This is a genomic window from Sorangium sp. So ce321 (genome assembly GCF_051530195.1).
Classification (GTDB): Bacteria; Myxococcota_A; Polyangia; order Polyangiales; family Polyangiaceae; genus Sorangium.
Map to the genome: position 1 here is coordinate 12,537,079 of NZ_CP150329.1, position 22,938 is coordinate 12,560,016.

Annotated in this window: 17 protein-coding genes; 5 read left to right on the forward strand and 12 right to left on the reverse strand. The window is 73.3% G+C overall.

From position 1 onward, the window contains the following. Nucleotides 1-50 precede the first annotated feature (50 nt). From WME89_RS46525 to WME89_RS46535, 3 genes are all read right to left on the reverse strand, one after another. Nucleotides 51-491 (reverse strand): response regulator, encoded by a 441-nt coding sequence (locus tag WME89_RS46525; RefSeq protein WP_438005985.1) that lies wholly within the window; start codon nt 489-491, stop codon nt 51-53. A 70-nt stretch (nt 492-561) separates the two neighbouring features. Next, nucleotides 562-2,139: an ATP-binding protein gene (locus WME89_RS46530; protein WP_438005986.1), complete on the reverse strand. Its 1,578-nt coding sequence runs from the start codon at nt 2,137-2,139 to the stop codon at nt 562-564. Between the two features lie 195 nt (nt 2,140-2,334). Beyond that, nucleotides 2,335-2,802: a winged helix-turn-helix transcriptional regulator gene (locus tag WME89_RS46535; RefSeq protein WP_438005987.1), complete on the reverse strand. Its 468-nt coding sequence runs from the start codon at nt 2,800-2,802 to the stop codon at nt 2,335-2,337. Nucleotides 2,803-2,945: 143 nt separating this feature from the next. On the opposite strand from WME89_RS46535, the gene WME89_RS46540 reads away from it, so the two are divergent. Together WME89_RS46540 and WME89_RS46545 are read left to right on the forward strand one after the other, a co-directional pair. Further along, entirely contained in the window at nt 2,946-4,073 is a 1,128-nt protein-coding gene (locus tag WME89_RS46540; protein WP_438005988.1) for an alkene reductase, read from the forward strand. A 214-nt stretch (nt 4,074-4,287) separates the two neighbouring features. Then, nucleotides 4,288-7,281: a HEAT repeat domain-containing protein gene (locus WME89_RS46545; protein ID WP_438005989.1), complete on the forward strand. Its 2,994-nt coding sequence runs from the start codon at nt 4,288-4,290 to the stop codon at nt 7,279-7,281. Nucleotides 7,282-7,297: 16 nt separating this feature from the next. On the opposite strand, the gene WME89_RS46550 is transcribed toward WME89_RS46545, so the two are convergent. From WME89_RS46550 to parA, 5 genes are all read right to left on the reverse strand, one after another. Beyond that, on the reverse strand, nt 7,298-7,879 hold the full coding sequence (locus WME89_RS46550; protein ID WP_438005990.1) for a hypothetical protein: 582 nt from the start codon (nt 7,877-7,879) through the stop codon (nt 7,298-7,300). 186 nt (nt 7,880-8,065) lie between these two features. Beyond that, nucleotides 8,066-8,488 (reverse strand): response regulator, encoded by a 423-nt coding sequence (locus WME89_RS46555; RefSeq protein WP_438005991.1) that lies wholly within the window; start codon nt 8,486-8,488, stop codon nt 8,066-8,068. Nucleotides 8,489-8,774: 286 nt separating this feature from the next. Beyond that, on the reverse strand, nt 8,775-11,663 hold the full coding sequence (locus WME89_RS46560) for a PAS domain S-box protein (protein ID WP_438005992.1): 2,889 nt from the start codon (nt 11,661-11,663) through the stop codon (nt 8,775-8,777). A gap of 293 nt (nt 11,664-11,956) precedes the next feature. Then, nucleotides 11,957-12,718: a hypothetical protein gene (locus tag WME89_RS46565; RefSeq protein ID WP_438005993.1), complete on the reverse strand. Its 762-nt coding sequence runs from the start codon at nt 12,716-12,718 to the stop codon at nt 11,957-11,959. Next, the gene (gene parA / locus WME89_RS46570) at nt 12,669-13,352 is read right to left on the reverse strand and encodes a ParA family partition ATPase (RefSeq protein WP_438005994.1); all 684 of its coding nucleotides are present in this window, start codon (nt 13,350-13,352) and stop codon (nt 12,669-12,671) included. Before parA ends, WME89_RS46565 begins: the two co-directional genes overlap by 50 nt. Nucleotides 13,353-13,976: 624 nt before the next feature. Here parA and WME89_RS46575 point away from each other — a divergent pair. Further along, nucleotides 13,977-15,113, forward strand: coding sequence for a DUF4419 domain-containing protein (locus WME89_RS46575; protein WP_438005995.1), 1,137 nt, complete (start codon nt 13,977-13,979; stop codon nt 15,111-15,113). An 18-nt stretch (nt 15,114-15,131) separates the two neighbouring features. Here the strand turns inward: WME89_RS46575 and WME89_RS46580 are convergent, their stop codons facing one another. The 4 genes from WME89_RS46580 to WME89_RS46595 all read right to left on the reverse strand — a co-directional run bounded on the left by WME89_RS46580 (nt 15,132) and on the right by WME89_RS46595 (nt 17,236). After that, entirely contained in the window at nt 15,132-15,584 is a 453-nt protein-coding gene (locus WME89_RS46580) for a GNAT family N-acetyltransferase (RefSeq protein WP_438005996.1), read from the reverse strand. 280 nt (nt 15,585-15,864) lie between these two features. Further along, nucleotides 15,865-16,347: a PspA/IM30 family protein gene (locus WME89_RS46585; protein ID WP_438005997.1), complete on the reverse strand. Its 483-nt coding sequence runs from the start codon at nt 16,345-16,347 to the stop codon at nt 15,865-15,867. 2 nt (nt 16,348-16,349) lie between these two features. After that, nucleotides 16,350-16,841 carry an N-acetyltransferase family protein gene (locus tag WME89_RS46590; protein WP_438005998.1) on the reverse strand — a complete coding sequence of 164 codons (492 nt, stop codon included), beginning with the start codon at nt 16,839-16,841 and terminating at the stop codon, nt 16,350-16,352. 239 nt (nt 16,842-17,080) lie between these two features. Then, complete coding sequence (locus tag WME89_RS46595) at nt 17,081-17,236, reverse strand: hypothetical protein (protein WP_438005999.1); 156 nt, start codon at nt 17,234-17,236, stop codon at nt 17,081-17,083. A 416-nt stretch (nt 17,237-17,652) separates the two neighbouring features. Between WME89_RS46595 and WME89_RS46600 the strand changes: the two genes are divergently transcribed. Beyond that, entirely contained in the window at nt 17,653-21,708 is a 4,056-nt protein-coding gene (locus WME89_RS46600) for a hypothetical protein (RefSeq protein ID WP_438006000.1), read from the forward strand. After that, nucleotides 21,705-22,874, forward strand: a complete 1,170-nt coding sequence (locus WME89_RS46605) for a UDP-N-acetylmuramate dehydrogenase (RefSeq protein WP_438012057.1) — start codon at nt 21,705-21,707, stop codon at nt 22,872-22,874. Before WME89_RS46600 ends, WME89_RS46605 begins: the two co-directional genes overlap by 4 nt. The last annotated feature ends 64 nt before the right edge of the window (nt 22,875-22,938 follow it).

A 22,938-nucleotide genomic window follows, 5' to 3' on the forward strand; every position in this document is an offset into this window, starting at 1 on the left:
CCGTCGATGCCGGGGGAGGGCGGCGTCACGGGGCCGGGGTGGCCGCGGTCTCACGACTTGCCGCGGCGCAAAACTTCTTCGACCTGTCGCTGGAGGCGAGCGTGCTCGATGTCGCGCGCGCGGCGCTCGAGCGCACGCCGCATGCGAGAGCTTAGCTCATCGGAACGGAAAGGTTTGGAGAGGTAATCGGAGGCGCCGACGCGGAGGGCGCGCATCCCCGTCTCGACGGAGCCGAACGCGGTGATGGCGATGACCGCGAGGAACGGGTCGAGCTCCTTCGCACGCGCGATCAGCTCGATGCCGTCCATCCCCGGCATGCGGATGTCCGTGATCAGCAGCTCGAACTTCGCCGAGGAGAGCAGCTTGATGCCGGACAGGGCGTCGGCAACGTGCGTCGCGTGGTAGCCGTGATCTGTCGCGATGTCAACGACGAACCGGCCCAGGTCGTCATCGTCCTCCACAATCAACACGTTCGGTGAGCTTGAACTCATCGTTCCTGTCCTTCCGTCGCGCCCTCGCGTCTTCGTCCACGTCCCTCTACATGCCCTCCCGCACGTCTCTTTACACTTCCTCGAGCGCGTCCTCAGGCGCGCGCGCGCCTGAGGACGCGCTCGCCCTGGCGCTTTGCGGCGTACCGGGCTGAGCCGTGGGCAGGGTGACCCGGAAACGCGCCCCGCCTGTCGTCGAGGAGGCGACCTCGACCGAGCCGCCCGCTTCCTCGACGATCCCATGGACGATCGCCAGCCCGAGGCCGCTGCCGCCGCGGGTCGACTTCGTCGTGAAGAACGGCTCGAAGATCTGGCGCGCGTCCTCGGCGCGGACCCCGGGCCCCGCGTCCTCGACCTCGAAGCACACAGCGCGAGAGCCCGCCGGGCCGTCGCACGCGGGGAGGACGCGCACCACGAGCTCCCCGCCGCCGTCCTGGGCCTCGATGGCGTTCAGGCAGAGATTGAACACCACCTGAAACAGACGATCGGAGTCGAGGGCGACGCGCGCCCACTCCCCGCTATCGCGCGGGCACACGACGCTCGTCTCGATGTCGCGTTTCCTGCACTCCGGGCCCAGAAAGGCGACGACGTCCTCGATGACGCGCCGGAGGTCGCTCTCCTCCTGCTGAGGCCTCGACGGCCGAGCGAGCGAGACAAGGCGGGAGACGACGCGCGTGATCCGCTCCGACTGCCGCGCGATGGTCTCCAGCTCGGCGCGCAGCTGCTCCGAGCACCCGGGCAGGTCGGCCGCGCGGCGCGCGCGGCCCTGGATCACGTTCAGCGGCGACCCGATCTCGTGGCCGAGCGAGGTCGCCACCTGCCCCGCGGCGGCGAGCGCCTGCGCCTGCTGGAGCCGGCGCTCCACGTTCACCCGCGCCATCTCCTCTCGCTCGGCGCGCTCCCGCGCCTCCCGGAGCGACGAGGTCATCGTGTTGAAGGCATGGGCCAGGCGGGAGAGCTCCTCCGCGCCCTTCTCGGGCACGGCCGCGTCCAGATCGCCGCTGGCCACCCGCTCGGCCCCGGACAGGATGGCCCTCGCCGGGAGCGCGACGGTGAAGCGGCCCACGAGCCCTGCCACGATCGCGCTCACCAGCAGCAGGACGACGCCAGTCGCCGCGAGGCCGTGGTTCAGCGTGCTCTCCAGCACCTCGATGTAGTGGCGATCGCGCACCAGGAGGGCGACCAGGGGTGGATTGGCGCTGCTCGGCTGGATGGAGACGGTGCGGAGCAGCACCGACTGCCCGCCCAGGATGGAGGTCTCCTCGATGTCTCCCCCTTCGATGAACGCCCGGTGGGCGAGCTCGCCGAGGCGCGCCGCCTCGCGCTTCACCCCCTCCGTGATGAAGACCGCCTCCCCTTCCCGGGTGAAGGCGGCGACACCCAGGATGCGCTCGGCGCTCGCGAAGTGCTCGGCCCGCCGCCGGACGAGCGCGAGGTCCCGGCGCTGGAGCGCGCTCTCGACGAACGCCTGGAGCAGCGTGGCGTAGTTGCGGAGCTCCGCCGTGGCCTCCTCCCGCAGGACCTGTTTGCGGTGCGCCGAGGCGAAGACGCCATACAGCACGATGGCGATCGCGATCGGGAGGACAAGAGACAACCAGAACTGGTGTGCGAGCCTCATCCCCGCGGGTCGGCGCTGGTGCTCCACTGCCATACGACGATCCACCGCGACGCCCTCGGGACACCCATCGCGTCAGCGCTTCGCGTCATCAGGAGGGCCGAATGCACGAAGCCCTCGAATCACATCACCATTTCACCCGACGGGCAAGGGCTTCCTGGGATCGGGAACAAGCATCCATCGCCATTTCGCCATGCGATGAGTCGGCGTCAGGCCCTCCCTGAGCGCACCTCAGGCACCCGCCGACCCCTTCGTGACGCGGGTCACGCGCGCCTGTGCTGATCGCGCTCGCGCGCGCCTCGCCGCTGGCTCCTGCCGCGCGGCGCGCGGGCCGCTCTTCACCGCGCCGCCCGCGGCGCGCGCCCCGACGCCGCGCGCCGCGCTCTCCGCGAGCATCTCTCCCCACCTCGAGATCGCCTGCGCGACGTCGCCGAACCCCCGCCCTGTGTCGGTCAGCTCGTACTCCACGCGCACCGGGGGCCCCGGCAAGACGCGCCGCACCACGAGGCCGAGCGCCTCGAGCTCCTTCAGCCGGCTGGAGAGCATCCGGTCGCTGATCGCGTCGAGCCGCCCGCCGATCTCGCCGAAGCGCAGCGCGCCCCCCTCGAGCGTCGCCATGATGAGGCCGTTCCAGGGCTTCGCGAGCACGTCCATCGCCGCCTGGAACGCCTCGCAGAGGTGCTGGCCTGAAGGCTTCATACGTCGTCCCGGTCACCAGCATGAACGGTTAACTATCAAAAAGGAAGTTACTTGATGGTAGGTAGTGATAATTCCTGATGCTTTCCTTCCGGGTGCTACTTCCGTTTCGGAACGGTATATCTTCTTTGCAAGGAGCATCGATCGTGACCACCGCCTCCGACCTGCTGTTCAGCCCCTTCGCGCTCGGCCCCCTCTCGCTGCCGAACCGCGTCGTGATGGCGCCGTTGACGCGCTGCCGCGCCGCCGAGGGCAACGTGCTGACCGAGCTCAACGCGCTGTATTACGAGCAGCGCGCCTCCGCCGGCTTCATCATTTCCGAGGCCACTCAGGTCAGCCCGCAGGGCGTGGGCTACCTCCGCACGCCGGGCATCCACACCGACGCGCAGGTCGAGGGGTGGCGGCTCGTGACGGAAGCGGTCCAGCGGGCGGGAGGGCGCATCTTCGCCCAGCTCTGGCACGTCGGGCGGTCGTCGCACGTCTCGTTCCAGCCGGGCCGGCAGGCGCCCGTCTCGTCCTCGGCCGTCCGCATCCGCACCGGCCACAGGTACACGGCCGAGGGCCCGCAGCCGTACAGCACCCCGCGCGCCCTCGATACGGACGAGGTCCCCGGCGTCGTCGCGCAGTTCGAGGAAGGAGCGCGCCGCGCCAAGGCCGCCGGCTTCGATGGGATCGAGCTCCACGCGGCGAACGGCTACATCATCGACCAGTTCCTCCGCGACGGCGTGAACCAGAGGACGGATCGGTACGGCGGCTCGATCCAGAACCGGGCGCGGTTCCTGCTCGAGATCGTCGACGCCGTGAACGGCGTCTTCGGCGCGGACCGGGTCGGCGTGCGGCTCTCGCCGCTGAGCGACTTCAACGACATGAGCGACTCCAACCCGAAGGAGCTCTTCAGTCATGTCGCCGACGAGCTCTCCGCGCGCAAGGTCGTCTATCTGCACGTCGTGGAGCCGCTGTCAGGGCAGGCGCTCGACGCGCCGGAGCGCGTGACGCCCCTCCTCCGCGAGCGGTTCCGCGGCGCCCTCATCGTGAACGGCGGCTACACGCTCGAGACAGCGGAGCAGGCGCTGCGGGCGGGCGCGGCGGACCTCGTCTCGTTCGGCGTGCCGTTCCTGGCCAACCCCGATCTGCCCGAGCGCCTGTCGCGCCGGGCGCCGCTCAACGCGCCTGACGTCTCGACCTTCTATTCCGAGGGCCCGCGCGGTTACATCGATTACCCGCGCCTCGGCGAGGCGCAGGTCGCCGCCGCCGCCGCTCAGCTGTCCGCGTGAGCCGGCGGCCCGAGCGGCGTGAGCCGGGAGGACACGTGCCGGGGTGCTGCCGCCGCCGGACGCCCTGAGCGCGCCATCCGGGGCGGGCAGGGCAAGAGTCCACGCGCCGCGGCCCATGATAGGCTCCGGGGCCGATGCTGGCGGTCGTTATCCTGTTCGCGAGGGGCGAGGCGCGATCCGCGCCGCGCCCGGCCCGCTCCCCCGCGGAGGCTCCGTGAGCGCGGCGCCGGGCGAGGTGCAGCGCATCGGGGCCGGCGAGCTCCGGGCGTTCATCCAGGACGCCGGGGAGCTCAAGAAGGGCACGCTGCTCTACGACGGCGGCCAGCTCCTGAACCTGGCCCGCCACGAGAACAAGCTGTTCTGCGAGGCCAGGGGCTCGGGGGCCTCGCCGTACAAGGTGACGCTCGTCTACAGCGACGCGCCGGCGCCCGGCTTCAAGGGGCGCTGCACCTGCCCGGCGCGGACGTTCAACACGGCGTTCTGCAAGCACGCGGCGGCGCTGCTCGTCGCCTGGGCGCGCGCGCCCGAGTCGTTCGTCGTGAGCGACGCGCCGCCGCCCGGCGCGCCCGGCGGCGAGACCGCGCGCAAGAGCGTGAAGAAGGGCAGCGCGAACGCGCCGGCCCTGATGAAGTCGGGCGTCGAGCAGGTCAGCACGCTGGTGCGCGAGCTCGGCGTGGCCGGCGTCGCGGCGATCGGCGGCGACCGCATCGAGCAGCTGGAGAAGCTCGCCGAGGGGCTCCGGGAGAACCGGCTCCGGCGGCTCTCGGCCCGGACGCTCGACCTGGCCGCGCTGCTGCGCGGACCGGCCGTGGGCGCTCGCCAGGCCACAGGCGTTCACCAGGCCACAGGCGTTCACCAGGCCGCAGGCGTTCACCAGGCCGCAGGCGCTCGCCGCGGCGCGCTCCCGGCGGTCGCGTACGCGAACCTGATGGCCGACCTCCTGCTCACCGCCCGCAAGCTCGAGAAGCACCTCGCGGGCGAGCCGCTCGACGACCGCCACGTCGAGGAGCTCGTCGGCAAGACGTGGAAGGCGTCCGACAGGAAGCCCGCGGAGGGGCTCACGCTGGTCGAGTACGCCTTCTCGACGCGGACGACGAGCGACGATTACGTCATCCGCGAGAGCCGCTTCCTGGACCTCGAGTCCGGCCGGCACTTCAGCGAGAAGCAGATCCTCCCGGCCTTCATGGCGAAGCGGAGCGATCCGAAGCGGAGCTTCGCCGGCGAGGTGCTCGCCGGGGCGCGCGCGACGACCTACCCCGGCTACCCGCCGCTCCGCGTCGACTTCAGCGATCTCGGCGACAAGCGCCCGCTCGACGCCGGCGCCCTCGAGGCCGTGCTCGCGCGGGCGCTGCCCGACGTCGGCGCGGCGCTCGCGGCGCTCCAGGAGCACCGCAAGGACGTCTTCGCGCCCGACCTCGTGCCCGTGGCGGTGCGCATCGACACGCTCTTCGCGCGCGGCGCGCGGCTCTCGGCGGTCGACGACAAGGGGGAGGCCCTCCACCTGCCCGACGACGCCGCGCTCGAGGAGCGGCTCGCCGGCTCGCTCCGCGACGCGCGGCTCCGCGCGCTGCTCGGCGATGTGGGGATCGACGCCGCGCTGCCCACCCTGTGGCCGCTCGCCGCCCTCGTCGAGGGCCCGCTCGGCCTGGAGCTCCGCCCGGTCATCGAGCAGGGCGCCGCGGCGCGGAGCGGGCCGCTCGAGGGCTCCGCGTGGAACGCCGCCGCCCGGGAGGCGGGCGCCTCGCCCGCGGCCATCGCGCTCGGCGAGGTGCGCGAGGAGCTCGCCGAGGCGCTCGCCACCGGGCTCACCGGGCTCAGCGCGCGCGTGACGGACCCGCTCGCCGCGCGGCTGCGCGACCTCCGGCTCGAGAAGCAGGCCGCGCTGCTCCAGGGCCTCCCGCAGCGGCCCGACCCGGCGGACCGGCTCGACGACTTCATCAAGCTCTACCAGGTGCTCGAGATGGCGCTCGTGCGCCTCGCCGGCGCGACGCACATCGACAGCGCCTCGACCGAGCGCGTGCCGACCTACGAGAGCGTCACCGTGGCGCGGCCGGACGAGACGCTCACCCCCGACGAGGTGGCGCGGCGGCGCGCGGCGGGCGAGATGAGCCGCTACGTCGCCGCGGTCCACCACGCCCGCTATTACGCGTCGCTGCCGGCGAGCGAGCTCGTCGAGAGCATCTTCCCGATCTGGGCGGACGGCACCGCGACGCCGACGATCGCGAGGACGTTCGCGCCGCTCGGGGCCGAGGCGGTCGCCGCCGCGGAGAAGGCGCTCACGGTCAAGGCGGGCCGCGTGGCCAAGCTGACCGCGGTGCGGGTGCTGGAGGCGGTCGTCCTGCACGGCGGCCCGGCCCGGGCCGACGCCGCGGCGATGCTCGGCCGGGTCGCGGAGCACGCGAAGGACGCCGGCTTGCGGGCGCTCGCCCGCGACGCGCTCGACGTGATCGACGCAACGCAGGCGGCCGGGCCGGGCGGCGAGGCGGTGCGCGCGCGCCGCGCCGCCCGGATGGAGCGGGTGCAGGAGCTCGCGAAGGCGCTCGGCGCGGCGCCGAACAAGGAGGAGCGGGGCGAGGCGCTCAAGGCGCTGGCCGAGCTGGGCGACCTCTCCGCGCTCCCGGCGCTCCGCCGCGCCTTCTACGCCGACGCCGCCCGCGGCGTGCGCGAGGAGGCCGCCTACGCGCTCGCCCAGCTCGGCGACGTGGAGATGGTCGAGACCTTCGTGCGGATGCTGGCGAGCCGCGGCGAGGACGAGCGGGAGGCGAAGATCGCCGCGTACGCGCTCGGCTATCTCGGCGACGTCCGCGGGCTGAGCGAGCTCCTGTCGGCGTACGCCGCGGGGTACAAGCCCGGCATCGTGGCGGACGCGATCCGCGCCTTCGGCCCGGTGGCGCTCGCGCCGCTCGTGGATCTCATCGAGGCGCGGCCGGAGATCGCGAAGCGGGCGGCCGCGCTCGACGCGCTGAAGAAGATGGACGAGGCCGCGGTGGCGGGGTGCCTGCTCGAGCGGGTCGAGGCGCGGCGCGGCGACGCCGATTTCCTGGAGAAGGCGCAGCTCTACCTGAAGCTCGCGGACGTGCACCCGCACAGCAAGCGCGAGGTAGCGGTCGCCATCACGGCCGCGCTCGCTGGTGTCGAGGGCAAGGAAGCGCAGGCGGTGGTCAAGGTGGCGCAGCGGGCGCTCGGCGTCGTCAAGCGGGGCAAGTAGCGACCCCTCGCCCGGGTCACATCGCGATCTGCACGCGGACCTCCGCGGACGCCTTCTCGCCGGCCTCCTTGGGGGTCGCGACGAGGCGGAGCATGCCGCGGGCCTTCGGGATCTCTCCTGCTGCGTCTGCTAGCCCGCTGTCCATGATGTTGATGAACATGGGCGCTGTCGTCTCGGTCCACCCGGAGGCGCATGCGTTGACGGGCACGGTGTTCGAGCCCTCGAGCACGGGCGCGCGCGGCGCTTCCGGAGCCGGCGTGCCCGGCTCGCCCGCGTCCGGCTGGAACGCCAGCCGGTAGGCCCATACGCCGTCGCTGCTCGTGTGGTGCCGGACGGTCACCATCACGTGCTGGCCGCCCTGGGGGCCGTACTCCAGCTGGAGCACGGTGTCCGCGGGGAGCGGGCTCGCGCCGCCCCCCGGATCGCTGAAGAACAGGCCGGCCTCGTCGGCCGCGGGCGGCTCGCCGTCGGCGCACGAGAACGAGGGATCGGGCGGGGCGCCCTCGTTGGCGTCGGGCAAGACGCAGAAGGTGCCCATGGAGCACAGGCCGAGGAGCGCCGTGATCGCGACGCTGATCTGGAGCTTGGGTAGACGCATGGCCCATGGTCCCAGCAGATCTGGCGCCGGTGCAATCTGCCGCGCCCTGGCCTGCGCTCTCGCTCTCGCCAGGCTCCTCGCCCACGGAGGCCCCGGGGGAGGGTGCTCGGCAAAGCCTGGTCGATCTATCGGTAAGCACCGCGCGCCGCTTCGCCGCGACGCCGGCCGGAATGCCAACGAGTTTCGCTAGGGTAGCTCGACAAGTCTCCAGTACTTGTTGAGCGCCGCCATCAGCTCAACGAAGCTGAGGAATGTGACGGGCTTGAGGAGATAGCCGGCCACGTTGAGGTTGAAGGCCCCCACCTTGTCACGATCGTCGTTCGATGTGGTCAGCACGACAACGGACGTGGACACGAGATCCGGATCGGCCCGCAGCTCGCGCAGGAACTCGATCCCGTTCATCTTGGGCATGTTCAGATCGAGCAGGATCAGCCGCCGCTCCACCGGGATGGACCCGCTGCGCAGCATCTCGAGCGCCTCGACCCCGTTCCCGGCCACCCACAGCGGGTTCGAGATGTTGTTCCGCTTGAACGCCCGGCGGACGTTCATCACGTCGACCTCGTCGTCCTCGACGAGGAGGATGTTCAGGAGCTTCTCTTCGACGTTCATTGTCTCCCAGTTCTCCTTGGCGGGAAGGACGAGAACGTCAACCTCCGCGCGATGGCCGCCGCGGCACCTACCATGGCAAGAGGGCGACCGCCGCGGAGGGTTCGCGGCCACCGTTGTGCCTGGGCGCACTCCGGCCCGCTCACGTTCGCGCAGGCTCTCCCGGGGTGTCCCATTGTTCGAGCTTGGACCACCGCTACGCCCGGTTCAACTCCAATGACGAGCGCCTCTCTTCGCGCCGCTGAGCCTGCCAAGGGGTCCGGCTCGCCGCCGCCGCGGCCGCCAGGCCTCAGCGCTCGTTCGGATCGCGCTTCTGCCAGGTGAAGCGGAACGTGGCGCCCTGGCCCCGGGCGGACTCGATCCAGATGCGCCCCCCTCGGCTCTCGACGATCTTCTTCACCACGGACAGCCCGATCCCTGTGCCCTCCACCTTGTCGCGCGCCTCCAGCGTCTGGAAGAGCCCCCAGACACGATCGTGAAACTCGGGCGCGATGCCTGGCCCGTTGTCCTCGACGGAGAACTCGTGGTGCAGGCCCGCGTCGCGGTGCCCGACGCGCACGCGCACGTCGGCGCGCCGCGCGTGCTTCAGCGCGTTGCTGATGAGGTTCATGAACACCTGCTGCAGCGGGATCCGCTCGGTCCGCAGCACGGGCTGGCCCGGCTCGACCTCCACGCGCGCCTCGGGCGCCGGCGCGATCAGCTCGATCACGTCCGCGAGCAGCTGGCCGACGTCGACCGGCTCCAGCGCGTGCCGCACCCGCCCGGCGCGGCTGTAGTCGAGGATCCCGTCGATGAGCGCCTCCATCCGCCGGACGCGGCCGCGCAGCAGGCCCATGTGCTCGCGCGACTCGCCCTCGAGCGTCCCGGCGAGGTCTTCCTCGATCCACTGCGTCAGGTTCGCGATGCCGCGCAGCGGCGCCTTCAGGTCGTGGCTCGCCACGTACGCGAACTGATCGAGCTCCTTGTTGCTCCGCTCGAGCGCGGCGATGAGGCGCTCGCGCTCCTCCTCGGCGCGCTTCTGCTCGGTGATGTCGCGGACCTCGACGACCGTGCCCACGGGGACGCTGCCGTCGAGGATCGGGCTCGCGGTGAAGGCGACCTGGTAGAACGAGCCGTCCTTGTGGACGAAGACGTCCTCCCCCTGCTCCTGGCTCTTGCGCGGCAGCGCCCTGTCGATCGGGCACTCCTCCATGGGATAGGCGCTGCCGTCCGGCCGCTTGTGGTGGATGACGTCGTGCAGCGGGCGATCGAGCGCCTTGAGCTCGTCGAAGGTGAAGCCGGTGATCTTCTCGGCCGCCGGGTTCATGAAGGTGCAGCGCTGGCGCGCGTCCATCATGAGCAGGCCGAGCGTCGCGTTCTCGGCGATGGTGCGCACGAGCTGGTGCTGCACCCGGAACGCCTCCTCGGCGCGCCGGATGTCGCTCACGTCGACGTTGCAGCCGACCCACTCGTAGATTGACCCGTCGTCCGCGACGAGCGGGACGCCGCGCGCGACGGTGTGGGCCCAGGAGCCGTCGCGCCGGCGCAGCCGGTACTCCACCTCGTACCGCTTCCGCGACTCGACCGCTCCTCGCCACGCGGCGTCCGCGTGCTCGCGGTCGTCGGGGTGGACGGCGTCGAGCCACCCGTAGCCGGTCCACTCCTCGTAGCTCTGCCCGGTGAAGTCGCGCCAGGACGGGGAGTCGTCCACGACATGGCCGTTCGGCCTGGTCCGCCAGACGACGACCGTCGTCGCCTCCACCATCGAGCGGAAGCGCTTCTCGGCGGCGAGCGCCTCCTCGCGCAGCCGCGTGTTCTCGATGGCCACGCTGGCGAGCTGCGCGAGCTGCACCAGGATGGACTCGTCGTCGCCGGTGAACTCCCCCTCGACCTTGTCCGAGAGCTGGATGAGCCCGAGGTTCCTCCCGTCGCGGCCGACGAGCGGCGCGGCGAGCCAGCCGCGCATCGGCGGGTGGCGCGGCGCCTCGCCGCTGAGGCCGCGCCACGCCGGGTGCGCCTCGAGCTCGGCCTGGGTCATGCGGAGCGGCCTGTTCTGCGCGCAGACGAGCGTGTAGATCCCGCTGCCGGCGGTCCTCGCCTCGTCGCCGCGGTACGCAGCGTACTTGTCCGAGAGGCTGACCGCGTTGATGGCCTGGGCCCAGTCCTGGCCGTCGGTCATGCTGATGACCGACTGGTGCGCCCCGATGAGCGAGCGCGCCCGCTCGGTGATCTCCGCGAGCATCCGCTCGAGCGACGGCGCCGAGTTGACGGCGAGCGAGGCCTCGGCGAGCCCCCTGAGCTGCTCGCTGCGGCGCTGCTCGTCGCGCAGGGCGCGGACCGTCGCCGTCGCGTCGACGCCCACCACGACGCCGGCCACGATCTGCCCCGAGGCGTCGCGGATGGGCGCGGCGCTGTACTCGATGACCGCGCGGGAGCCGTCGGCGCGCAGCATCTCCACCGGCTCTGACCGGACGATCTCGCCGCTCGCCACGGCGCGCGCGAGCGGCCACTCGTGCGGCGCGTAGGGGCGGCCGTCCGCGTGGAAGCCCTGGTAAGCCGCGCTGTACGCCGCGAAATCCGCCAATGCGACGAAGGGGCGCCCGAGCTGCTCGGCGCCCTGCGCGTTGCCCATCACGAGCTGCCCCGAGGGGGCGTCGGCGATGTACACGGCGTGGGGCATCTGCTGGATGACCTGCTCCAGCTTGTGGCGCTCGTGCTCGAGCTGCTCGGCGAGCTGCTCGATCCGGCGCCGCGCGAGCACCTGGTCGGTGACCTCGACCGCGAAGAGCACCACGCTCTCCGTGCCGCCGGTCGCGGCCGGGAGGGGCTGCAGGGTCACGTTGAAGTACCCCTCGGCCAGCTCGCCGTCGCCCCGGTCGAGGAGGATCAAGAGCTCGCGCGCGGCGGCGGCCCGGCCCGACGTGTGGGCCCGATCGAGCAGCTCGGCCACCTGGGAGCCGGCGAGCTCCGGGGCGCACTGGAAGAGGCGCCTGCCCACCGCGGTCCTGTCGCGGAAGAGGCGTTGCGCGAGCCGGTTCGTGAAATCGATCACCCAGTCGGGGCCGCGGAACACCGCGATGGCGGTGGGCGCTTCCATGAACAGCGCGTGAACCGAGCGGCTGGCGTCCGACGTGGGCTGCGCCTCCTTCTGGTTGAGTCCGCGCGCAGCCGCCCCGTCGTCCCGAAAATGCTGGGTCATCGCTCGTCCTGGTGGCCAGTTGTCGCTGCGGCGCTCGGCGCCGTGGCGCGGCGGCTCATCACGCACCCGGCGGCGGGCTCGGGGCCTATCGCGCGGCGTCGCGACTCAGAGCCTGCCCGCTCACCTGAAGGATGTCAATTGGCCCCCAGAGAGGCTCACAGGAAGGCGGGAGGGAGGGAAGGCAGGAAGATCCTTGTTCTCCCTCCTCTCGCCTCCTGCGCGGATCCGGCATGTCCGCAGAGGCGGTGGCGCCGGCCACGTTCGAGACAGGGTGAGTCGCGGCGCGCCGGCGATCAGCTCGCCCGCGGTCGCTCGCGCCAGAGCGTCATCAGCACTCGCCCGACCTGGACCATGCGGTCAATCCGCCCCTTCGGGCTCGTGTCCGCCGCGCGGAACGGGTCGGCGCGGTAGCTCGGGCCGGCGGGCGCCGCCTCCGCGGCGGCAGCGCCGTCCGCGGCCGGCGCCGCGGAGACGGACGCCGGGCCGAGGCGCCGGTCGAGGTGCACCTCGATCGCCTCGCCGATCAGGTTGCTCACGTCGCGGTCGTGCTCGATGCAGTGGAGCACCAGCCGATCCGCGAGCGGATCGGGGAGGTAGACCGTGACAGCGCGCCGCGCGCGGCCGTCGTTCCCGACGAGCACCGGCGGGACGGCCGGCGGCTCCGAGATGGTGGCGAGCGGCTGGGGCGCGGCGGCCGCGGCCGGCTCGGCGCTCGGCTGCGCCTCCTGGGCGCTCGGCTGCGCCTCCGCGGCGCTCGGCTGCGCCTCCGCGGCGCTCGGCTGCGCCTCCTGGGCGCTCGGCTGCGCCTCCTGGGCGCTCGGCGGCGCCTCGTGGCCGCTCGACTGCGCCTCCTGGGCGCGCGCGCGCGCCGCCGGCGCCCGCTCCTGCTTCGCCTCGGCCGGCTTGCCGTCGTCGTGCGCCCGCTTGTCGGCGGCCGGCCGCGACTTCACGACGTCCTGCGCCGGCTTGCCGTCGGTGGCGCCGGCGACGAACGCGTCGGCCTTTTCAGGCGACGGCGGCTTTCTTAGCGAGACCGCGACTTGCTTTTTCGCCATGATGAAGCTTCTCCAGTTCTTCGAGAAGATGGGTGATCTCTTTGGCCGCGGCGTCGCGCGGCGCGTAGCCCGTCACCCCTTGCCCGCAGGCGAGGGACTCCTGATAGGCAATGCGATAGCCGAGCTCCGTGGCGAGCACCGGCAGGCCCGAGGTCTCGAGCACCGCGCGCGCCGATTTACCGAGCGCGGTGCGGCCCTGCTTGCGCGTGATGAGGATGCAGCCCTTCATCGCGCTCCGCAGCGCGGCGGCCTCGCGGAACACCTCGAGCGCGGCGGTCAGGGCCCACGCGTCCGCGGCCGTGGGGCCGCAAGGATAGATGGCGATGTCGGAGACCATCAGCGCCGACCGCGCGATCTCGCCGTGACGGGGGGGACAGTCGATGACCGTGAGGTCGTACGCGGCGGCGACTTCCGGCAGCTGCCCCGGCTTGTGCATCGAGGCGCCCATGGCCATGACGGTCGGGATCTCGTGCCCCGCCTCGGCGGCCACGTCGCCCCACGTGCGGACGGTCCCCTGGGGGTCGGCGTCGACGAGCAGCACCCGCCGGCCCTTCGCCAGCGCGGCCACGGCGAGGCTCACGGCCGTGGTGCTCTTGCCGATCCCACCTTTCTGTCCGGTGAGCGCGATGATCATAAGTCACTCCCCCTAGCAGAATCTGCGCGGCATGGTCCAATTTCTTGCAGGCACCGACACGACTCCTGCGCGGCCACCTGAAGGGAATTCCCGATGCGGCGTTGATTCCTTGGTCGTGTCGACAGGTTGGCCGGCACATCGCAAGAGGTTGTTCAGCTCTCCTTTCGACCGGCCCGGCCCCTTCTGCCACGTCACCTGGGCGCCATGACGATTGCCATGTCCAGACACGCGTAGGGTGCGCGTGAGCCGCGCGAGCGGCGCCTCGCGTGCGCCCGCGGAGGTCCGTCAGCACCGGGGCGCGCGGCGCGGGCGAGCGGGCGGGCTCTGGCCCTCGCCACGCAGGACGTCGAGGTCCCTGACAGCGCGACACGGTACGCCGCCGATGCGCAGAGGGGCGTTGCTCGGTCCGACAACGCTCCATCCATCCCGATGGGCTACGCGTCGTACTCGACGCATGGAAGGAGCGCCGCCGGCGTTGCCTCCGCCACCGCGCGCTCATTGCTGTCTCGTGTTGCCGAGCCGTTCGGGACATCGACGTGCGCCGCGTCCAGCGCCTCTCGGTAGGGCCCGTGGAGCGTCGAATACGCATTGAGGCGTCGCCGGCTCGTGGAATAGGATGCACCGGTGCCCATCACCTTTGCCGTGTCCGATGTCGATCCACCAAAGCAGCTCAGGCGGGTGCTCGACCGCGCCGAGGCCATCCCGAGCCTCCTCGGCGGGGGTGAGCGGACCGCACCGACGTCGGAGCGCAGGCCCTGGCAAAAGCCGCCGCCTCCACCGGCGCGCATCGAGGCGTTCTCGACGAGCGACGCGCCGCTCGTCTCGGCGACCGACGCCAACGCGCTCGCGCAGGCGGCGCACGATGCGTTTTACCGTCACTATCCTCTCGTGCTGTCGCCGGATGCCGTGTGGCACTGCCTCGCGCAGGGGTTCGCCCACCACGTCGCGCTGAACGCCGAAGCGCTGCGCGGCCGGTTCGTCCGTCACCAGGGGAAGCAGAAGCTCGTCGTCGAGCGGCGCGACTTCACGCTCGGCCAGCCGAACCCATGGCCCGAGGCGTTCGCCGCGTTCTCGGAGCAGATCGCCGCGCACGTCGGCCGCCTCCGCGACCTGGTCGTGGCCGATTTCTCGACCACGGGCGCCGTGGAGCGTGCTGCCTCGGAGGTCGTCCTCATGGACGCGTTCCAGCCCTACTTCGAGTACATGATGGCCATTGGTTGCGGCATCCCTTCGATCACGCTGCTGGGCAGCGTCGACGACTGGAGGAGCGTTCGCCGGCGCGCCGCGATGCTGTCCGAGTTTGGCCTCGCGGCCTGGACCGACGCGCTCCTCCCGGTGCTCGACGAGGTGGTCCGCACCGCCGAGGGCCACGTCGACCCGGCGTTCTGGCGCTCGTTCTTCCGCTACCGGAGCGCCTCGGGGCCGAGCGAGCTGACCGGCTGGATCCTGGTCCTCTTCCCGTACCTCAAGGTGTTCCGCGAGGGCGGCGCGCGGCTCGAGCCGAGCCCGTACCTCGGCAGGTGGGAGCAGGCGCTGCGCGCCGCGGAGCAGCGTAAGGCGGGGCATTTCACGCCCGACGGACCGAGCCTCCTCGCGATCCCGAGCTCGATCGCCAGCGCCCCCGTCACGCTCGTCGACCTGCGCGACGACGCGGTTCACCCGCTGCGCTTCGTCGCAGGGCTCTTCGGCGTCACGCAGGACGCCATCACCGGCGCGCTCGCTCCCGAGTTCGGATGGGCGATCCTCCACGACCAGCCCTGATCGAGCCGCTTCACCGCGTCACAGGCTCCTGGAGAAACAGACGCTGGTCGCCGCCGACGCCACGTACTCGCCATACGGAGGGATCTCTGCGAAGCCCGCGCTCCGGTAGAGGGCGAGCGCCTCCGGCTGGCGCGTCCCGGTCTCGAGGACGAGGCGGTCGAGGCCGAGCGCCCGTGCCTCCGCCTCGAGGCGCTGCAGCAACGCGCGGCCGATCCCCCGTCCTCGCGCCTCGGGCGCGACGTACATGCGCTTGAGCTCTCCGACGCGAGGTCCGAGCTCCTGCACCAGCGACGCCTCTCGCAGCCGACGTAGCGCGCCGCACCCGACGGGGCGACCGTGCCAGCGGGCGACAAGGAAGATGCCGGCGCCAGGCGCGACCTCGTCCGGATCCAGACGGAAGTGGTTCGCCCCCGGCTCGTGATAGCGCGCGGAGAGCTCCGCATTCAGGGCTGTGATGAGCCCGGCTGCCACGCTGCCTGTGATCGCTTCAGGAGCGATCTCAGGCGCCTCCGACTCTCGGTTCTCGGTCACTGTGTCAGTACCGTTCCTGCAGGATGGTTCGCCCGACCGACGGCCAGCCTTCTCCTGCGAAGCGAAGCCCGCGCCGCGGGGCAGCAGCCTACCACGATCCGCCGGACCTCCGCGACCGTGCGATCATCACGGCGGGCTTCGGCACGCGCAGCGCCGGGTCGGACGGCTCGTCCCCCCGGCGCGTGATCTGACCGGTCTCGCGTCGTCTGTCGCAACCCCATCAGCGCGAGGCTGCCTTGATGGCGGCGAGAGCAGACGTGTACTCGGCCATCGCCGCGGAAATCGTCGCGGCTTGCCGCTCGAGTGTCGCCGCGAGATCGAGCGTCTCCCGCTTCCGGCAGAGCGCTTCGCGGGCGAGGTCATCGTCACCAGCTCGGACCGCGAGCTTCGCGTTTAGCTCCCATTCCTTGGCGTTCGCAGCCTCCTGCGCAGCAGCCCGTGCCAGTGCCGCACCGCACTTCTCGAGCGATTCCAGGCGGCGTTCTGCCTCATCGAATCGACGGGCTTCCTCCTCCCTGGCGCTCGGCCGAGGAATCAAGCATTGTCGAAGCTTTGCGAGGACGCGAGCGAGCCCATGAGGCGGGCTCTCCCGTCCCCGCGCAGGCGCGATCTGCGCGGCGAGGATCGCAACATCATCGAAGCGCTTCAGATCGCGCTCGATGCGCTCGGCGACCTCGGCAAGCTTGTCGGCCTGGGGGTTCATCCTCAGAGCTTGCGGCACATCCACAGGCTGGAGATCTCGACGTCGAACCCCGCCTTCCGGTACGCGCGTCGCGCCGGGGCGTGGCTCGGATCTCCACCGGTGCCGACGGTGGCGACCTTCATTCCTGCCTGCCTCATGCATGCGATCGCGTGCTCGTACATCGCGGTGCCGATCCCCTTGCCGGCCTGCGCGGGGTCGACGGCATTGAGACCGATCTCGCCCACATGCGTCTCCGGATCGAGCCGGAGCGCGACGAAGCCGACGACCTGGTCGCCGGATTGGGCCACGTACATCTCCCAGACAGAGTCGGCCGCCATCAGCGACGTCAGCAGCCCCTCCTGCGCTTCGTCTCCCCGCCGCTGCGCCAGCTCGTAGATCTCGTCGCCGAGGATCGCGCGGAAGGAAGCGAAGACGGGCGCAAAGGCCGCGCGCCGGATGGCCTGGAGGCGAGCCTCGTCCTCGGGACGGGCACGGCGGAAGTGGAGATCAGGCATTTTGACTTCCTCCTGTACGGCTCCATGCCCACGCAGGAGCTCGTGAAGCTTCATGTAAGGTCACGTTCATGAGGATTGTCCGATCTGGATGACGATCTCGGCTCCGACCTGAACGACGATCTCGGTGGCGAGAGAGCGGCCTGCGAACGCGTCTGCACAACCACCATCAGGCCGTCCACGTACGTCCGCGTCGTGCTGCGCCATGTTCATCGTTCGTTGGAGCGCATCGCGTACATCGCTCAGCGGGCACGCACGCCACCGCGCGCCGGCTCAGTCGCTGTTTTGAAGTAGCTCACCCCGGTGGCGCACAGCGCGATGAGGCCGAGCGCCTGGTTCATCTCGAACAGGCAGTTCAGCGGCCCTGAAACCTCATGTCTCTGCATGGTGTGCGGCACGGCGGCAAAGCTCCTGTGGGGGCAGTGTCCTCGTCTTCGTCCTGCTAGCGTGCCACAAGGCTGGATCCTTTGCCTCGAGAAGGCGGCTGCTCGGAGGGCGCGGTGCGAACCGGATCGGGACGACTCCCGGCGCAGGTTGGGCGACCTCGCCGCGACGCGACCCGGGTCGAGGCGACCTCCGCAGGCCGATCCGCCCAGATCGAGCGGCGGCAGATCGGGCCGCAGCCGGCTGTACCCTCGCCGGCGAAGCCAGCTCACAGCTCACCCCCTCGCGCGCCAGCGAGCCGCTCGCAGGGACCGCCCGCGGTCGGCCAGGCCGCTCCTGCCCGCCGAACTTCACGTTTGCGTCGGCAATCCCAGGCCCGTAAGGAACGGCGGACAGGCACCGCCCGGCGCGGCGCCGGGAGACGCCGATCGTGACCACCGAGCCCCGCAGCACCAGGAACGTCGGCCAGCGCGCGGCCAGCGCTCGCCCCCCTCGCCGCGGCGCGCGCGCCCCCGTCGCGCGCCGCGCCGCCCTGGCGCTCGCCCTGGCGCTCGCCGCCGCCGCGCCCGCGGGCTGCGCCCCGCGCGGCGCGGCGTCCCCGCTCGCCGCCGAGGCGCCGCTCCCTGCCGCGTTCGCCGCCGCCATGGAGGCCGAGATCGCGAGCTCCGCCGCCGCGGCGCCGTACCTCGACGCCATCGAGCGCGCCCTCGACGCGCCGGGCGACGAGGGCGCGCTCGCGACCGTCATCGCGTCGCTCGACGCGCTCGTCTTCGGCGCCGGCACCGCGAGCGGCCCGGACCCCGACGCCTCGGCGATCGCCTTCCGCTCGCGCGAGGCGCTCCCCGAGGTCGCCCGCCGCCTCCAGCGCGCCTGGGCCTTCGCCGACGTCGCCGGCCGCGGCGAGAGGGCGCTGCCGTTCGCGCGCAGCGCGCTCGCGAGCGCGCTCCACCGCGTCGCCCTCCACGTCGGCGACGAGGCCGCGGCCGCGACGTGGGGCGCGCGCCGCGGCTGCGCGGGCGAGGCCGCCCTCGTCGGCCCGCTCGACCCGGCCCCGCTCCAGAGCCTCGCCCGGCCCTCGCCCGTGAGCTCCGCGCCGGGCGCGCCGCTCGCGCGGTCCTACCCCGGGATCGCGCCCTTCGCCGCGAGCGCCTCGCCCATCGTCGTCCGCGCCGACGCGTGCGCGATCGACATCGACGCGGTGAGCGCCCTCCAGGGCACGCGCGCCGTCGTCGTCGACCTCCACAACCCGGTCGCCCAGCGGGTGAGCCTCGCGCTCGCCTCGTCGTCCGCGGCCGTGCTCGAGGTGGGCGGCGTGACCGCGATCCAGCGCGACTACGCGTCGGGCGGCGCGCAGGTCACGCGCCTCGCCACCGTGGACGCCCAGCCAGGGACGCTGCGCGTCGTCGTGCGCGTGGCGCAGAAGGGCGACGGCGGCGACATCGAGCTCGGCGCGTGGGGCGAGAACGGCCTGCCGCTCCGTGCCCGCGCGCCGCGCCCCGGCACCGCCGCGACGGCGTCCGCGTCGCAGCCCGCCCCGGTCGACCTCGCCCCGGCGCCGCGCGGCGGCCCGGCGTCCGTCGACGTCGCGGCCGCGGCGCTGCTCGCGCTCGGCGACGCCCGCGCGGCCGAGCACCTCCTCGACCCGGCCGGCGACGGCCCCTCCGGCGACGGCGCGGCGCGCGGGCCGGCGGCGCCGAACGCGAGCAGCGCCACGGCGCGCGCGCCGCGAGCGCCGCGGCACGACCTGCTCTACGCGCGCGCCATCCGCCGCGTCGGCGATCTACCCGAGACCGAGGTCGTCGAGCGCACCCGCGCTGCCCTCGAGCGCGTGCTCGCCGCGTGGCCCGCTTCGTGGGAGGCGCGCCTCTACGAGGCGGAGCTCGCCGAGCGCCGCGGCGGCCAGGGCGAGGGCACCATCGCGGCGCTCCGGGAGCTCGGGGTGAAGGTCGCGCCCCCCGGGCCGGGCGGCCTCAAGGCGCCCGCGGTCCCCGACGCCGACAGGATGGTGCTCGCCGAGCTCGCGACGCTCGCGCGCCGCGCTGGCGTCACCGACGTCGCCGAGGCCGCGTACGCGAAGCTCGCCGCCGCGGCGCCGGGCTCGGCGCTGCTCGCCACGGTCGACGACCGCATCCACGGCCGCGTCGGCGCCGACGCGGTGAAGGCCGCCTGCAACGGCGGGCTCGACCGCTCGGGCACCGCGTGCCTGGGCGCGCTCCTCGGCGCGAGCGACAGGAACGCGGTGCTCGCCGAGATCCAGCGGCTGCGCCGGCTGCGCCGCGCGCCGGACGCCCTGCGCGACGTGGAGCTCCGCGAGCGCATCGCCCGCGGCGACCTGCGCGGCGCGCTCGCCGTGTACGACGCGATGGCGCCGGGCGAGCGGGTGATGCTGGAGGCGCTCGGCCTCGCCGCCGGCCGCGGCGACGTCCGCGCGGCGCGGGGCCGCCTCGCCCGCGACCGCACGACGGCGCGCGACACCCCCGCCGGCATCGGCCCGATCGCCCGCGCGCTCGGCCTCACGCCGGACCCGGCGCCGCCGCTCGAGGCCGAGGGGCGCAAGCTCGTGCTGGAGGACCAGGCCAAGGCGTTCCTCCCCGGCGCCGCGATCGCGGTGCTGCGCCACGTCGAGCGGTTCACGATCTCGCCCGACGGGCTCGTCCACTACGTGACGTACGACCTCCGCCGCGTCTCGGGCACCACGGACGTGGCCCAGGGCGCTGTCGCCTACGGCCCGCTCATCGAGGGCCGCGGCGCGGCGCGCCTCCTGCGCCGCCGCATCCACAAGCGCGACGGGCGCATCCTCGCGCCCGACGCGGCCTCGAACGCCGCGCAGGATCACAGCGATCTCTCGCAGCTCGAGCAGGGCGACTACGTCGAGCAGGTCACCGAGGGCTACGCGCTGCCGGGCGACAGCGGCCAGCTCGTCATCGACACGTGGGACCTGCTCCCCGAGCGCACGAGCGTCCGCGAGGCCGAGATCGAGGTGCGCCGCCCGTCGCCGCTCCGGCTCGCGGTCTGGTCGCACCCGCTGCTCGGCGCCGCGGAGCAGCGGACCGAGGGCGGCTCCACGGTGAGCGTCTGGCGCATCAAGGACCAGCCGCCGCGGCGCATCGAGGACGGCGTGCCGCGGATGGAGATGGGCGTGGGCGTCAGCCTGGGGACGCAGACCTGGGGCCACGTGGCCGCGGCGATCGACGAGAACCTCCGCGCGCTCGCGGACCGCGACCCGACCATGACGCGCTGGGCGCGGGAGGCGGCGGGCCCCGAGCGGGCGCCGTCGCCCGCGCTGCTCGAGCGCGTCGTCGCGGCCGCGGGCAAGGCGGTGAAGGTCGCCGGCGGCGCCGAGCTCTCGGACATGGCGGCGCTCCTCGGCGGCGGCCCGCAGCGCACGACGGCGCGGGCGATGATCGAGCTCGGCCAGGGCAGCCGGTCGTGGGTCATCTACCGCGCGCTGCGCGAGCTCGGCGTGCGCGCCGACCTCGCGATCGCCGAGACCGAGCCGTTCAGCTCGTCGGCGGATTTCCCGCCGCACGCGGGGCGCTTCCGCCACCCGCTCGTCATCGCGCGCCTGCCGGGCGGCGACGTGTGGATCGACGCCGACGTCGAGGGCCCGCCGCTGCCGCCCGGGCGCATCAGCCCCGAGCTGCGCGGCCGCGCCGCCATGCTGCCGGGCGGCGAGCTCGTCACGGTGGCGGGCACGAGCGGCGAGACGGGCGACGAGGTCGACCTGCGGCTCGCGGTGGACGTAGAGGGTAACGCCGCGGGAACATTCACGATTCTGCTGCACGGCCGGGCGGCTCAGGCGCTGTCGGAGGCGTTCGAGACCGTGGTCGGCACGGCGCGGCGCGAGATGCTCCGGGGCGTCGTGCTCGGCTGGCTCCCGTGGGCCGACGTCGAGGATGTCGTCGTCTCGTCGACGGAGGGGTCGTGGGAGGTCGCGCTGCGCGCGGCCGTGACGATCCACGGCTTCGCGCGGCCGGAGGGCAAGGACGGCGCGGCGTGGACGCTGCCGGGCCTGGAGCCGGTGCACCTCGTGTTCCCGCGCGCGTTCACGGGCACGCTCGGCGCCACGTACGCCTCGCGCGGCGCCCGCAAGAGCGCGCTCGCGATCGAGACCGCGCTCCAGTACCACGTGCGCCGCCGGATCGAGCTGCCGGCGGGCTACGCGGTCGCGCGCGCGCCCGAGGGCGTGCGCGTCGAGCACGCGGGCCTCGCGGCGTCGCGCAAGGGCAGCTACGGCGCGGCGATCGAGGAGGACTTCGCGCTCAGCTTGCCGACGGGGACGGTGGCGATCGACGAGTACCGGGCGTTCGTCGAGCGGGTGCAGGCGGTCGACAGCGGCTTCATGGCGGGCATCCGGGTGGCGCGGCCGGCGCAGGCGCCGGGCGGCGCGCAGAAGCCGGGGGCGGCACGCGGCGCCGACAGCACGCAGAAGCCGGGGGCGGCACGCGGCGCCGACAGCACGCAGAAGCCGGAGAAGAAGCCCTGAGCCTCGACGTCCGCGAGTCGGTCCCGCTGGCCCCGCTCACGACGCTCGGCGTGGGCGGGCCGGCGCGCTTCTACGCCGAGGCCGCGGGCGAGGCCGCGGTGGTCGAGGCGTTCCGCTTCGCCGAGGCCCGCGGCGTGCCGCTGTTCGTGCTGGGCGGCGGCTCGAACCTGCTCGTCGCGGACCGCGGCGTCGACGCGCTGGTGCTGCGCGTGCGGGTGCGCGGGATCGAGCCCGTGCGCGGGCCCGTGGGCGCGGTGGACCACGACGGCACCGGCGGGCCGGCCTCGCGCGTCCTCGTGCGCGCCGGGGCGGGCGAGGGCTGGGACGACCTCGTCGCGCGCGCGGTCGCCGAGGGGTGGGCGGGCGTCGAGTGCCTGTCGGGCATCCCGGGCGACGTCGGCGCCACGCCGATCCAGAACGTGGGCGCCTACGGCCAGGAGGTCGCGGAGACGATCGCCGAGGTCCACGCGGTCGACCGCGCGACCGGGGCGGCGGCCGTGATCGCCGGCGCGGACTGCGGCTTCGGGTACCGCGACAGCCGGTTCAAGCGCGCGTGGCGCGGGCGCTACGTGATCACGGCGGTCACCTTCGCGCTGCGCCCCGGCGGCGCGGCGGCGGTCCGCTACCCCGAGCTCCAGCGGGCGCTCGCCGCGCCCGCGGGGGGGCCCGCGCCGCCGCTCGACGAGGTGCGCCGCGCGGTGATCGCGCTCCGCCGCGGCAAGTCGATGGTGCTCGATCCGGCGGACGAGAACGGCCGGAGCGCGGGGTCGTTCTTCATGAACCCGACGCTCGAGGCCGGCGCCGCCGCGGGCGCGATCGCGCGCATCGAGGCGGCGGGCGTGCTCGCGCCGGGCGAGGCGATCCCGCGGTACCCGGCGGACGGCGGCCGGGTGAAGCTGTCGGCGGCGTGGCTGATCGAGCGCGCCGGCTTCGCCAAGGGGACGCGGCACGGCGCCGCGGGTATCTCGACGCGCCACACGCTGGCGCTGGTGAACCGCGGCGGCGCCACCGCGGCGGAGCTCCTCGAGCTCGCGCGGCGCGTGCGGCGCGGGGTGCTCGACCGGTTCGGCGTGGCGCTGACGCCGGAGCCGGATCTGGTCGGGTTCGCGCCCGGCGAGATCGCGGATCTCGTCGGTGACGGACACCCGGCTGACCAGGGCAGATGATCCGCCCAGCGCGGCGAGGCGCGCCTGCGCATCGCCGGCCTCATTGGCTCCTCGTGCAGCTGCG

Excerpts from the sequence above, each read along its gene's own strand:
- WME89_RS46525 (WP_438005985.1), bottom strand. The coding sequence starts at position 491 with ATGAGTTCAAGCTCACCGAACGTGTTGATTGTGGAGGACGATGACGAC.
- WME89_RS46530 (WP_438005986.1), bottom strand. The coding sequence starts at position 2,139 with ATGGCAGTGGAGCACCAGCGCCGACCCGCGGGGATGAGGCTCGCACAC.
- WME89_RS46535 (WP_438005987.1), bottom strand. The coding sequence starts at position 2,802 with ATGAAGCCTTCAGGCCAGCACCTCTGCGAGGCGTTCCAGGCGGCGATG.
- WME89_RS46550 (WP_438005990.1), bottom strand. The coding sequence starts at position 7,879 with ATGCGTCTACCCAAGCTCCAGATCAGCGTCGCGATCACGGCGCTCCTC.
- WME89_RS46555 (WP_438005991.1), bottom strand. The coding sequence starts at position 8,488 with ATGAACGTCGAAGAGAAGCTCCTGAACATCCTCCTCGTCGAGGACGAC.
- WME89_RS46560 (WP_438005992.1), bottom strand. The coding sequence starts at position 11,663 with ATGACCCAGCATTTTCGGGACGACGGGGCGGCTGCGCGCGGACTCAAC.
- WME89_RS46565 (WP_438005993.1), bottom strand. The coding sequence starts at position 12,718 with ATGGCGAAAAAGCAAGTCGCGGTCTCGCTAAGAAAGCCGCCGTCGCCT.
- parA (WP_438005994.1), bottom strand. The coding sequence starts at position 13,352 with ATGATCATCGCGCTCACCGGACAGAAAGGTGGGATCGGCAAGAGCACC.
- WME89_RS46585 (WP_438005997.1), bottom strand. The coding sequence starts at position 16,347 with ATGAACCCCCAGGCCGACAAGCTTGCCGAGGTCGCCGAGCGCATCGAG.
- WME89_RS46590 (WP_438005998.1), bottom strand. The coding sequence starts at position 16,841 with ATGCCTGATCTCCACTTCCGCCGTGCCCGTCCCGAGGACGAGGCTCGC.